The sequence below is a fragment of the Breznakiella homolactica genome (genome assembly GCF_016616095.2).
Classification (GTDB): domain Bacteria; phylum Spirochaetota; class Spirochaetia; order Treponematales; family Breznakiellaceae; genus Breznakiella; species Breznakiella homolactica.
Window position 1 is genome coordinate 718,425 of the sequence record NZ_CP067089.2, and the last position, 12,648, is coordinate 731,072.

The window sequence follows — 12,648 nt, forward strand, 5'->3', positions numbered from 1 at the left end:
CGCAGGATTTTTATACTCTACTTATATTTTAACACAGTAGCGCAAAAAAAGTATACCTCCGGGGGGAATTCCGGTGAAATCTTTTCTTCTATTTCTGGTATAATTTTATCAGCTATTGTAATAGTTTTGCCCGGCCTTGAAAAAGAGCCAAAAAAAGCGTATCAATGCATGTACGGTGTAATTTTAGGTTGTTGTACGGGGTTAACATGCTGGTGCTTAAATTCGGCGGCACTTCCGTGGGAAGTCGCGATGCCATTGGCAGGATCATTGCTATTCTGAACGATCCGGAACATTTTTCCAATGTGCGGGTTGTGGTTGTTTCCGCGCTATCCGGCGTTACCGACGGTCTCGCCGCCGCCGCAAAAAAAGCCGCCGCCGGGGACGGTACGTACAAAGAAATACTTACCGCCATGGAATCCCGCCACCGTGAGATAGCCGAAGCCTTTCTAAAGAGTCCCCGGCTGAATCAGTCGAATTCCTTTACCGCCGCACTTTTCGGGGATCTGAACCGTATCATGGATGGGGTTAATATTCTGGGGGAACTTTCACCCCGTATTCTCGACAGTATTATGAGTTTCGGCGAGCGTCTTTCCGCGTGTTTACTATCCCATATCCTGTGCGAATCGGGAGTACCCGCGGATTATCTCGACGCGAGAATGGTAATTAAAACCGATTCCAATTACGGGGCCGCCCGTTATTTCCCGGATGAGACCTATACGAATATCAGGTCCCTGCTGGAAACCCGCCCGCTTCTTCAAATTGCCACCGGTTTCATTGCGGCGTCTTCCGACGGCAATACCACCACCCTGGGACGGGGCGGATCGGATCTCAGCGCCGCCATTTTCGGCGCGGCCATCGGTGCCGGGGAAGTTGAAATATGGACCGATGTGGACGGTATTATGACCGCCGATCCCCGGCAGGTCACCAATGCCTTCAGGATCGATACTATTTCCTATGTGGAAGCCATGGAGCTTTCCCATTTCGGCGCAAAGGTTCTCCATCCTCCGACCATACGGCCTTCCCTGGAAAAGGGGATTCCCATACGGATCCGGAATACCTTTAATCCCAAAGGACCCGGAACCCGTATTACCGATGAATCCGTTCCCAGCCCCTACGCGATCCGGGGGGTCAGTTCCATCGGGGATATTGCCCTGATCCGGGTCCAGGGTTCCGGTATGGTAGGTGTCTCGGGATTTTCATCCCGGCTTTTCGGGGCACTGGCCCGCAAAAAACTTAGTGTCATCCTCATTACCCAGGCTTCAAGCGAGTATTCGATCTGTTTTGCGGTGCTGCCGGAATTTGCCCTCACCGCGGCAGCGGCAATCGAGGAGGAATTTGAACGGGAAATCGCCGCGGCCACCATTGAACATCCCATTACCGAACGGGATCTGGCGATTATCGCGGTGGTCGGTTCCCGGATGAAAAGCACATCGGGGATTTCCGGAAAGGTTTTCCATGCCCTGGGGCGGAACGGTATCAGCGTGGTTGCCATTGCCCAGGGATCTTCGGAACTCAATATTTCAGCGGTTATCAGAAAAGAAGATGAAGCGAAGGCCCTCAACGCGGTCCATGAGGCGTTTTTTCTCGCGGGGGTCCGTTCGGTCAATCTTTTCCTCGTGGGAATCGGCCTTATCGGCGGAACCCTGCTGAAACAGCTTGAACACCAAAAGGAAGTGCTCGCGGATCAGCATAAGATCAGGGTAAACCTCGTAGGGGTAGCCAATTCCCGGAAGATGGCCTTCGATTCCCGGGGGCTGAACCCCGGCGATACGGGTAAAATTCTCGAAGACGGGGAGGCCTTTGATCTCGGTGTTTTTATGGAACGGATGCGTTCCTTCAATCTGCCGAATTCGGCCTTCTGTGACTGCACCGCCAGCGACATGGTCCCCGCAGCCTACGCGGAGATTCTCCGGTCCGCTATCCCCGTGGTTACCCCCAACAAACGGGCCAATTCGGGACCATATGACTATTACCGGCTTATTACGGATTACTCCAAGGACCGGGGTATTCCCTACCTGTATGAAACCACGGTCTGCGCCGGCCTGCCGGTTATATCAACCCTCCGGGACCTTTCCCTTTCCGGAGACCGGGTCCGCCGGATCGAAGCGGTCCTTTCGGGTACCCTGAGCTTTATTTTCAACAACTTTGACGGATCAGTCCCGTTTTCCGCGCTCGTCCGTGAAGCCAAGGCCAAGGGGTACACCGAACCGGATCCCCGGGACGACCTCAACGCCATGGATGCCGCCAGGAAGGCGCTTATTCTGGCCAGGGAATGCGGCATGCCCCTGGAATTCGACAATGTCGTTATTGAGCCGATTCTGCCTCCGGCCTGTTTTGACGCGCCGGATATAGAATCTTTTTTCAGGGAGCTTGAAAAAGCCGACGGTGCGTTTGAAAAACGCCGGGCGGCGGCTGCGGCGGCGGGCAGGGAACTGCGGTACGTCGCCCTGATAGAGGAAGGTTCCGCCAGGCTCGCCCTGCGGGAGGAACCGGCGGAAAGCCCCTTCCGGTCACTGGTCGATTCCGATAATATTGTTGTGGTTGCCACCGACCGGTATTCGGATCTGCCCCTGGTGGTTAAAGGTCCCGGCGCGGGCGCGGCGGTGACCGCCGGCGGGGTTTTCGCGGATATAGTCCGCATCGCCAGGACATTGGTATAATACAATACCGGAACCATCCGGTTCAGTTACAACCCAAGGAGAAATCATGCCCATTTCCAAATCCATCAAAAACGCCCTCGGTTCCTCATCCATGATACGGAAGATGTTTGAAGAAGGCGCCCAGCTTAAAAAACAGTACGGCGCCGACAGGGTATTCGATTTTTCCATCGGGAATCCCGATATAGAACCGCCCCCGGCGTTCCACCGGGTTCTGGTGCGGCTCGCCGGGGAAGATAAAAAAGGGTCCCACGGGTATATGCCGAATCCGGGATACCCCGAGGTGCGGGAAATTCTGGCTAAAAAGGCTTCCCGGGAACACGCCGTTGCAATAGACGGGTCGCACATCATTATGTCCGTGGGCGCCGCCGGCGGGCTCAATGTGGTTTTTAAAAGCATCCTCAATCCCGGGGATGAAGTTATTGTGCCGAAACCTTTTTTTATGGAGTACCGGGCCTATGTATCGAATTACGGCGGAACACTGGTGCCTGTGGAGAGCCGGCCCGATTTCGGTCTGGATCTCACTGCCATCGCTGCGGCCCTGAACGAAAAAACCGCCGCGGTGCTGATCAATTCCCCCCATAACCCCAGCGGCAGAGTCTATTCCCGGGAGGCCATCGCGGAACTCGCGGAACTGCTCACCAAACATGGCGGAAAAACCGGACGGAAGCCGTATCTTGTCGCGGATGAGCCTTACCGGGAGATAGTGTACAATGGGATAGAGGTTCCTCCGATCCTCTCGGCCTATGGGGAATCTCTGGTGGTAACTTCCTACTCAAAAAGCCTCTCCCTTCCGGGAGAACGCATCGGATACGTTGCGGTGAGTCCTACCATAGAGGATAAAGCCGATGTTCTGGGAGCCCTGATTTATGCGACCCGGGTCCTGGGCTACGTTAACGCCCCGGCGCTGATGCAGCGCATCGTCGCGGAGCTTACAGAAGAAACGGTGGATGTGGATATTTACGCCCGTCGGCGGGACGCCTTTACGCAGGTGCTGGATGAGTCGGGTATCGGCTACGCGCAGCCGGAAGGGGCTTTTTACCTTTTCTGTAAGGTTCCCGCCCGGAAGGACGGCAGCGCCGGGGATGACGCCGCATTTTCGGACCATCTAAAAAAGCACCTCATCCTCGGCGTCCCCGGGAGGGGATTCGGCCAGGAAGGATGGGTGCGCTTTGCCTACTGTGTGGATGAGTCCATAATCCGCTCCTCCGGAACGGCCTTTAAAAAGGCCATGGAGGAGTGGTAAGCGGCATTCTGTTTACCGCAGGAATTCCACACTGAGAAGATAGAAATCCGAGGGCTCGCTGTCCAGGGTGCTGACCTTGATCCAGTACGTTCCGGGATCGAGGCGCACCCGAAGGTATGAGTCGTAGTACTCGCCGCCGTCGTCATCTTCGTCAATAAGATCCTGATCTTCGTCATAGAGTTCAATGTAGGTATCCAGGCTGAGGTCGTTTTCTCCCTGGGCTCTGATACCGTAGTATCCCCGCTGAGTGACCGTAAACCGGACCCAGTCGACATCACTGCTGTCGGTGAAGGTCCGCCGCTGGGGTTCCGCCCCAACATCAATGGGCTTCGCCGAAGAAAAAGTATTGTCCGGTTCGTATTCATCGACCCCGAGCATATCCCTGATTTCCGTATGAAGCGTATAGAGCCCCCTGGCGCCGTCGTAATCCGTGAGTTCGATAAAGTACAGCCCGCCCACCGCCACAGTGGAAACCTTCGCGTTGTATTCGCTGCCGGAATCGTCGTCCTCGGCAAGCTTCCTGCCCCGTTCATCGTACAGGGTCAGCTTTGTATCCTGGTTGCCCGTGGTATATACCACCAGCAGTCCTCCGTCGGACGGCACCCGCACCTTGAACCACTCAACGTCATCTTCATCCTGGAAATACCCGGTAACCGGCTCACCGAGGGTAATCTCAAATGCCTGGGCCCGGGTATTGTTCGGTTCCATGGATGTTATATCCATATCCAGAAGCTGTGCCCGGATAGAATACGAGCCGGTACTGTCGGAATAGGGCCTGAGCTTAACAATATACGAAGCCGCTTCAGAGGTGAAATACTGTATCCGCGGGTTGTTTCCGTCGTAATCATCGTTTTCATCCAAAAGCGAATAACCTGTGCCGCTGTAGAATTCCAGGTAACTGTCAAAATCCCCTTCCACCTCAATGGACAGGAGTCCCGGACCGTTAGTCTGCACCAGGAACCAGTCCACGTCATTGGCGTGGATGGTTCTGTTCATCCAATTCCCTCCGACCTCCATGGTCACCGGGTTTTCCCGGCTGTCGGGTTCGTACATATCCCGGGGAACATTGGATAACGATGAACCGGAGGTCTGGAGAAGCTCCCACAGGAAGGGGGTGTTTTCAAAATCGCTCTGCCAGCCGGCAAGAAGGGACACGTCATCCATTTTGACCAGCCTGGTGTATATGCGGATCATTGAGCCGATCTCTACAATTTCGCCCCGGAGGCTGTATTTATTCGCCAGGCTCGCTGTGGATGCCGACGCAGTCAGACCGCCTGAGTATGTGTCGATAATTTTGAATTTTCTGCCCGCGCCGTTGATTAAACTCTGGAGAAGATTCTGGCTCCAGTAGGTCCCCAGGGGAATTTCATAGCCCTTAAAGTAAAATCCCCCGATCTGGATCTCGGGGACCGCTGTACCGGAGTTGTTTTCGTCAACTGTCCGGATTATCATGTCTGCTAAACGCTGGTTTTCCCGGTCGAGATCGGCCATGGATTCCGGGCGCACCTGCTGCTGGGCCGTAAGCTGCACACTTGCCGCCGTACACAGTACGAAAAAGAGCATCCACCGGATCGGTCTTGCCATAATGAACTCCTCTCGGACCGCATTCGGCGGTCCGGCGGTACCTTGTACCAGTTTTTATTCGCACACGGGTTTATACCCGCCCTTCAGAATACCGTTGCTGATTATTCTTCTTTCTTCAGAATGGTTGTTATTTCATCCAGGGAGATATTTTCCCGGGTTTCCCGGGATCTGAGGTCCCGCAGTCCGAGGTCATTCTCCCGCAGGGGATCTCCGGGAATTATCAGCCACCGCGCCCCTTTCTTTTCCGCCAGTACGTACTGCTGAACCATTTTCTTCGGTTCCAGGAGCACCTCGCAGGGAAATCCCGCTTTCCGGAGTCGGTCCGCCAGAACCTGGTATCCGCCCCCGTCTTCCTCCCGGACACAGGCTACGGCGATGTCAGCGTAGGATTTCTGTTTCCGCAGGCGTCCCAGGGATTCCAGGGCGGAAATAAGCCGGTCAAGACCGATGGATGATCCCACACCGCTGAGTTTTTCCTTTGAGTACAGCCCCGCCAGGTCATCGTACCGGCCGCCGGAGCAGACCGAGCCGATATCCGGCAGGTCGTTGAGAAAGGTTTCGTACACGAGCCCCGTATAGTAATCGAGTCCACGGGTTATGGATGGGTTGAGAAAGAAGCTGTCCGCGGTTCCTGTATCCTTCATAAAACCGTATATCCGCCGCATCCGCTCTGAGTCGGCGTTTTCGCCTCCCGCCGCCTCGGTCATTGCCTTGAGGGTTTCCTCGAAATTCTCCCTGGGTTCGATAAACGAAAGGATTTCGCCGGCCCGGGGGGCGTCGAGGATCTCTGAGAGCAGGTCCAGGGTTGCTTCCCGGCCGATTTTCGCGAGTTTATCCACGGTACGCAGAATATCCACGGATTTATCCGACCCCCGGATCCGCTGGAGAAAGCGGTTGAAAATTCCCCGGTGGTTTACATGAATCCTGACATCCCCCACGCCGATAGCCTGGAGGGTATTCCGCATCATCAGCAGTATTTCGAAATCCGCCGCAACGGAATCGCTCCCCACAATATCAAAGTCGCACTGGGTAAACTCACGGTACCGGCCGCGCTGGGTGTTTTCTCCCCGCCAGACCTTGGCGATATGGTAGCGTTTGAAGGGAAGGGCCAGTTCGTTCCGGTGTTCCGCGAGAAAGCGGGCAAAGGGAACCGTCAGATCAAACCGGAGGGCTACATCCCGTCCTCCGTGGTCATTAAATCGGTAGATTTGTTTTTCCGTTTCGCCGCCGCCTTTGCCGAGGAGTATCTCCGCGTATTCAAGAACCGGCGTATCAATGGGCACGAAACCATAGGAACGGAAAGACGCTTCGATCCGCTCCACCAGGGAGCGGCGGTCGATTTCCGCCTCAGGAAGGAAGTCCCTGAATCCCTTAAGAATTTTTGGTTCAATTAAATCAGCCATGGTTACACTATATCGGGGAAACACCGAGTCTTTCAATCCGGAAATCACCCATGTTTTAACAGTAGTAACGGTATCTCCGGGTATTTTTCGGGATGAAAGACGCGGTGATCCCCCTGCTACATTGATACTGCGCCGGGATTGGACCGGGTATTGTACCAGTAATCATCCACGATTTCGACTAATTCCGGGCTGAACGCCAGTTTGGAGACGGTGCGGACAATGCCTTTCGGCAACATGGTGGTGGATTCCACGGTTCCCGCGGCGGATATCCGGTATTTCCTGAAGAAGAGCTGGTACGCCACGGATGTTCCCGGCGGCCGTTCGGTGCCGCTGCCGGCTTCCAGGTGTTCCAGTACCTTTGTGCTGAAGCTGTATACCTGTATGCGCTTTGCGCCGGAGCTGGGCTCGGTTATGGTGGCGTACATGTTGTACCCGATAAGCTTTGCCACCTCCGGGGTCATCCGTATTCCGGTTTTCCCGTAATCGTCATAGAGGACCCTGAGCCGTTCCTGGCTGTCCAGGTAGTTTCCCAGGAGTGTCACGTAATCGTCCGGGGTATTTTTAAAATCGACGACAAAAAGTCCGACATTTTCCCGGCCCTTCATCTGACCGATGGTCGCCAGGTTGCACCGTACGTACAGTTTTATCGGTTCCTGCCGGTTAGGCGGGAAAAATGAAATGGAAAGCCCTACGATCCCGTTTACGTAGCGCTGGAAAAAAGTCAGCTCCTGTTTCGACAGGGATGCCAGAAACAGCGACCGCTTGAATCCCAGCTGAAAGGGAACGCAGAGAATAATATACTCGTCTATTTTCAGAAAACAGTGGCTGCGGTCCACTCCTAGTTTTGAGAGGGCATATTGGCTGCAGGCTACGCTTTGGTCTCCGAACCGGGCTAAAATCTGGGCCGGTCCGGTGGGTACATTCGCCATATAATCTCCACAAAAGATTATGCATGCAAAATAGAAAAGCCGCAACCCATTGGGTTCAGGCGGAATCCTTTCAATATTTTATGCCTTATTTATACATTTTGCAAATATACTCTAAAATTATGACCGTGTTTGAGGGTGTGTTTACACATCCTCAAACCGGATTCCTTCGCCGGCGGGTATGAAATTCCGCGCCTTCCTCCCGATGACGCGCGCTTCCCAAACCGGAGGAAGTCCCGGGCGCAGTATTTTTTCGGTCCGCAGCGACGCGACCGCGCCGGCTTCGATACTTTCTCCCGGCTGTATATCCCGGAGCGCGTGGACCGAACGGTTGGTCCGCTGGTAGTTTTCCGCTTCCGACGGGGCAAGCCGTTTTATTCCGTCCCCCAGAACCGCCTGTACCAGGCCGCGGCCCCGTTCCTGTTCCAGTTCCGCCGCCGCCTGCGCGGGGTCCATCCGGGAGGTTTTCCTGACCGCCCGCACCATCCGGCGGAAATCCTCCGGGGGAAGGGCAATGGGGTCATCCAGCCCCGGATCATCCCGGGAAAGGCAGAAGTGTTTTTCCACCGCCGCGGCGCCCATGGCGGCGGCCAGGGCCGGAACAAGTTCGGGATCCATGCTGTGGTCGCTTACCCCAACGGCGGCCCCGAAAACCGCGCTGAGGCTTCCGAGGACCCGCAGATTGTAATCCCGCTCCGGCGCGGGATACGCCGTGACACAATGGAGAATACAGGCGTTTTCCCGGGGGTAGAACGACAGGGCGTATTCAATATCACCCAGGGTGGAAACCCCGGAGGAAAGCAGTACCGGCAAACCGTAGGACGCGGTTTCCCGCAGCAGGGCTGTATAGGTAAGTTCCGGGGACGCTATTTTAATGGCCAGGGGTGACAGTCCGCGCAGTTCCCGGGCGCTTCTGATGCCGAAGGGCGTACAGAGAAACAGGAGGCCCAGGGATTCGACGAATTCCTTCAGCTCCCGGTAGAAATCCGGGGGTAATTCCAGGTCCCTGAACCGGTCATAGAGCGGCACCGGCCCGCCGGGAAGCGGCACCGTGCCGGTTTTGGGGTGAAGGATCTCATCGGCGTATACCATCTGGAATTTGATGCAGTCCGCCCCGGCTTCGGCCGCGGCGGAGACCAGTTCTTTGGCCTTGGCCATATCGCCGCCGTGGGACGTTCCCAGTTCCGCGATGATCAGGACATTACCGGGACCGTACCGGGTCCCGTCAATTTCAATAAAAATACCCATGTATAATCTTTTTACTACAATATCTCGACATTTGCCACGGATTGAGATACTATGTTGTAGTAAATAGGGTAATAATTGAAATACCGTTGTATTTCAGCCATATTGATTTTTATATAAATAAGGAGTTTGCCATGAAGACCCTGACCTGTGATGTCTGCAAACGGACCATTGATAATGCCATAACCGGACGTACCTACTGGCATATTGGGGCCCGGGATATCTGTGAGCCCTGCAAGGACCAGCTGGAACTGACCATTAAACCTATAATCCGGACCAAGGAGCCCTTCAATTACGAATGGTATTCCCGGCTCATGACCGATTCAATCGAAAAAGCTATTCAGAAAGGCCGTTTCGACCGCCGGTAATTTTCGCCGTTCCGTTTGCTTTCTTGAAATAAACGGTAAAAAACCGCAGTAAACGGAACGGTTGACATATCTTTTCTTCCTATGGTATGTATAATTACTAATTATATTTTTTCCCACCATTTTTTAAGGAGTTGCCATGTCCGGCCACAGTAAATGGGCTACTATAAAGCACAAGAAAGGCGCCGCCGACGCGAAGCGCGGCCAGATGTTTACCAAATTGATCAAGGAAATTTCCATCGCGGCCCGCATGGGCGGCGGTGATCCCGAAGGAAACCCCCGTCTCAGAACGGCGATTATCAAAGCCCGGGGCGCCAACATGCCCAAGGACAATATTGACCGGGCCATCAAAAAAGGTACCGGCGAACTGGAAGGGGTCAACTACGAAGAGCTGACCTACGAAGCCTACGCTCCCGGCGGAATCGCGGTTCTCATTGAGGTCCTTACGGACAACAAAAACCGGGCCGCCGCGGATGTCCGGAATATCCTGACCCGTGCGGGGGGCTCCCTGGCGACCGCAGGCGCGGTTTCCCGGCTCTTTAAGCGCAAGGGTATCATCACCTTTGACGGTGAGAAATATACCGAAGATCAGATCATGGAAGCGGCTCTGGAGGGCGGCGCCGAAGACGTGGCCCTTTCCGACGGTGTGATTGAAGTCACCACCGCTCCCGAGGATTTTGAAGCGGTCGTGAACGCCCTGGCGGATTTTGAATCCATGAGCGCGGAGATCAGCATGGTTCCCGAAGCCGAGGTCGATCTGGATAATGACAGCGCCGGAAAAATAATGCGGCTCATCGACAAGCTTGAAGAAAACGACGATGTCCAGAGTGTGTATTCCAACGCGGGATTCCCCGAAGGATTCGAAGCTGAATAAGACCGCCGTTTCCCCGGGCCTTCGCCGGATTATCGGTATAGACCCGGGGCTGGCATCCACCGGCTGGGGCATTATTGAATTCGGCAATTCCCGGATGCGGTATATTGCCCACGGCTGCATAGAAACAAAGGCGGACTGCCCCCGGGCGGAACGCCTTTTTCTTATTTATAAAGATATCACCGGCGTTATCAGCCAATACGAACCCCGGGAAGGGGCCGTGGAGACATTGTACTTTGCCCGGAATGTTTCCAGCGCCATTCCCGTGGCCGAAGCCCGGGGCGTGCTGTGCATGGCCCTGGCCGAACACGGACTCCCGGTGAGGGAATTTACCCCCAATGCGATAAAGCAGGCTGTGGTGGGCCGCGGCGCCGCCGACAAGGCCCAGGTCCAGGAAATGGTCCGGCTTATCCTCGGCCTCGAAACCATCCCCAAGCCGGACCACGCCGCGGATGCCCTAGGCGCGGCGGTCTGCTCCGCCCATACCTTGCTGCTCTGAACCTTTCCCGGCGCTTTTTTTCAGCATGGTTACGGCCGCGGTCAGCACTACGGGAAATATAACCGCCGTTAACAGCCCTATTTTAAGGGTTTTGTTATTCATTATGAGGCCGACCAGCCCCGGTCCGGCGGCGCAGCCAACGTCCCCGGCCAGGGCAAGCATGGCAAACATCGCCGTTCCTCCCCGGGGATACTGCCGGGACGCGAGGCTGAATGTTCCGGGCCACATCATTCCCACGGAAAGACCGCAGAGGCCGCACCCTGCCAGGGCGAGTATGGGGTGGGGGGCAAAAACAGCGATACCGTAGGCAGTGACGCAGGCGATCCCGCTGATAAGCAGCAGGGTTTCGAGTTTGAGGGCCCTCTGTTTTGTCCCGAAAAACACCCGGGAAAGACCCATGAGTACCGCGAACAGGCAGGGGCCCAGGAGGTCTCCCATGGTTTTAGGAACCTTGAGCCCCGCCTCGGCAAAAAGGGATGCCCATTGGGACATGGCCTGTTCCGACGCGCCGGCGCATACCATCATCACCGAGAGAAGGATGAAGGTCTTTTTTGTGAAGAGTTTCCGCAGCGGTATGGGGGATGATGATTCTTCGATAAGTGTCCTGAGGGGTACCTTGGCGAAGAAGAAAATGTTGAAAAAAGGAACCAGCGCCCAGGCCATGGGCAGCCATTGCCAGCGTGTGGTCCCGAACAGGGTAAAGTACAGGGTGGACAAAGCCACCACGGCAACGTACCCCCAGCAGTAAAACGAATGCAGGATGCTCATGGATGCCGCCTTCCGGTCGCCGGGGATGGCTTCCACAATGGGACTGATGATTACTTCGATCAGGCCGCCCCCGGCGGCGTTGACCGCCATGGCAATCATGATACCCGTATAGGGATTAACCATAACCGACGGGAGGATCCCCAGTCCCAAAAGGCCGACGGTGCACATTATATGGGCCGCCACCGCCACCCTGCGGTATCCGATCCGGTCAACGAACCGGGCCGCGGCGAGATCCACCAGCAGCTGAATCGTAAAATTCATGGTAATGAGCAGCGCCAGGCTGCTCAAGGACACCGAAAACTGGCGCTGGAATGTCAGGAACAGGAGCGGCGCCAGATTGTTCATAATTGCCTGGGTTACGTATCCGATGTAGCTGGCCGCGCGGGTATGACTGTAGGTTAATCGCTGCATGGGATTTGAGTGTACCCCGCGGACGCCGCCTGTTCAATCCTTGAAATCCACCGGGACCCCGGGCTATAGTCTAAGGCATGTTCAACAGCATCCAGGGTATTATTACCGAAAAATTATCAGAGACTATCCGTATTCTGACCGGCGGAATTGAATGGGATATTGCCGCTCCGGGAACGGATATCGCCAAAATGGCTCCGGCAGGAGAAAAGGGCCGGCTTTTTACCTGGCTCTACCACCGGGAGGATTCCATGCGGCTTTTTGGTTTCGCCGATGAGAACCGGCGGAACACCTTCCTGGAGCTGCTCAAAGTCGACGGAATCGGTCCGAAGCAGGCCATAAAAATCATGGGGAATATCGGCCAGGAGGAACTGGAACGGGCCCTGGAAACCGAGGATATCGCCCGGCTGGAGGCGGTTCCCGGCCTGGGCAAAAAGACCGCCCAGAAAATGATTCTTTCCCTTAAGGGGAAACTCGTCCGCGCGGCGGATGTTCCCCAGGCGCTGGGTCCCCACCAGGAGCTGGTGGAAGCCCTGGCGGAAATGGGATACGATAAACGGGCCGCCGCGGATGCCGTGGCCCGGGCGGCGGAAACCCTGGACAAGGGACTTTCGAGCCAGGAAAAGGAAAAGCAGCTCTTCAAAGCTGCCATACTGTTTTTAAGCGGGCAGTAAAA

Annotated in this window: 11 protein-coding genes; 6 read left to right on the forward strand and 5 right to left on the reverse strand. The window is 55.4% G+C overall.

Annotated features, from left to right (window positions below):
* The first annotated feature begins 206 nt into the window (after positions 1-206).
* Both thrA and JFL75_RS03510 read left to right on the forward strand, forming a co-directional pair.
* Positions 207-2,660 carry a bifunctional aspartate kinase/homoserine dehydrogenase I gene (gene thrA / locus JFL75_RS03505; protein WP_215625316.1) on the forward strand — a complete coding sequence of 818 codons (2,454 nt, stop codon included), beginning with the start codon at positions 207-209 and terminating at the stop codon, positions 2,658-2,660.
* Positions 2,661-2,706: 46 nt separating this feature from the next.
* On the forward strand, positions 2,707-3,903 hold the full coding sequence (locus JFL75_RS03510; protein WP_215625317.1) for a pyridoxal phosphate-dependent aminotransferase: 1,197 nt from the start codon (positions 2,707-2,709) through the stop codon (positions 3,901-3,903).
* Positions 3,904-3,915: 12 nt separating this feature from the next.
* Here JFL75_RS03510 and JFL75_RS03515 read toward each other — a convergent pair whose 3' ends face one another.
* The 4 genes from JFL75_RS03515 to JFL75_RS03530 all read right to left on the reverse strand — a co-directional run bounded on the left by JFL75_RS03515 (position 3,916) and on the right by JFL75_RS03530 (position 9,064).
* Complete coding sequence (locus JFL75_RS03515; protein ID WP_215625318.1) at positions 3,916-5,487, reverse strand: DVUA0089 family protein; 1,572 nt, start codon at positions 5,485-5,487, stop codon at positions 3,916-3,918.
* A 101-nt stretch (positions 5,488-5,588) separates the two neighbouring features.
* Positions 5,589-6,890 (reverse strand): histidine--tRNA ligase, encoded by a 1,302-nt coding sequence (hisS, locus tag JFL75_RS03520; RefSeq protein WP_215625319.1) that lies wholly within the window; start codon positions 6,888-6,890, stop codon positions 5,589-5,591.
* A gap of 116 nt (positions 6,891-7,006) precedes the next feature.
* The gene (locus JFL75_RS03525; protein ID WP_215625320.1) at positions 7,007-7,819 is read right to left on the reverse strand and encodes a PilZN3 domain-containing protein; all 813 of its coding nucleotides are present in this window, start codon (positions 7,817-7,819) and stop codon (positions 7,007-7,009) included.
* A 141-nt stretch (positions 7,820-7,960) separates the two neighbouring features.
* Positions 7,961-9,064, reverse strand: coding sequence for an N-acetylneuraminate synthase family protein (locus JFL75_RS03530; RefSeq protein ID WP_215625321.1), 1,104 nt, complete (start codon positions 9,062-9,064; stop codon positions 7,961-7,963).
* 131 nt (positions 9,065-9,195) lie between these two features.
* On the opposite strand from JFL75_RS03530, the gene JFL75_RS03535 reads away from it, so the two are divergent.
* From JFL75_RS03535 to ruvC, 3 genes are all read left to right on the forward strand, one after another.
* Entirely contained in the window at positions 9,196-9,429 is a 234-nt protein-coding gene (locus JFL75_RS03535; RefSeq protein ID WP_215625322.1) for a hypothetical protein, read from the forward strand.
* Between the two features lie 136 nt (positions 9,430-9,565).
* A complete protein-coding gene (locus JFL75_RS03540) occupies positions 9,566-10,300 on the forward strand; it encodes a YebC/PmpR family DNA-binding transcriptional regulator (protein WP_215625323.1) in 735 nt (244 codons plus the stop codon).
* Positions 10,254-10,796: a crossover junction endodeoxyribonuclease RuvC gene (ruvC, locus tag JFL75_RS03545; protein WP_349629690.1), complete on the forward strand. Its 543-nt coding sequence runs from the start codon at positions 10,254-10,256 to the stop codon at positions 10,794-10,796. Before JFL75_RS03540 ends, ruvC begins: the two co-directional genes overlap by 47 nt.
* On the opposite strand, the gene JFL75_RS03550 is transcribed toward ruvC, so the two are convergent.
* Positions 10,755-11,975 (reverse strand): MFS transporter, encoded by a 1,221-nt coding sequence (locus JFL75_RS03550; protein WP_215625325.1) that lies wholly within the window; start codon positions 11,973-11,975, stop codon positions 10,755-10,757. The genes ruvC and JFL75_RS03550 overlap by 42 nt on opposite strands.
* Positions 11,976-12,052: 77 nt before the next feature.
* Here JFL75_RS03550 and ruvA point away from each other — a divergent pair, with 77 nt between their 5' ends.
* On the forward strand, positions 12,053-12,646 hold the full coding sequence (gene ruvA, locus JFL75_RS03555; protein ID WP_215625326.1) for a Holliday junction branch migration protein RuvA: 594 nt from the start codon (positions 12,053-12,055) through the stop codon (positions 12,644-12,646).
* The last annotated feature ends 2 nt before the right edge of the window (positions 12,647-12,648 follow it).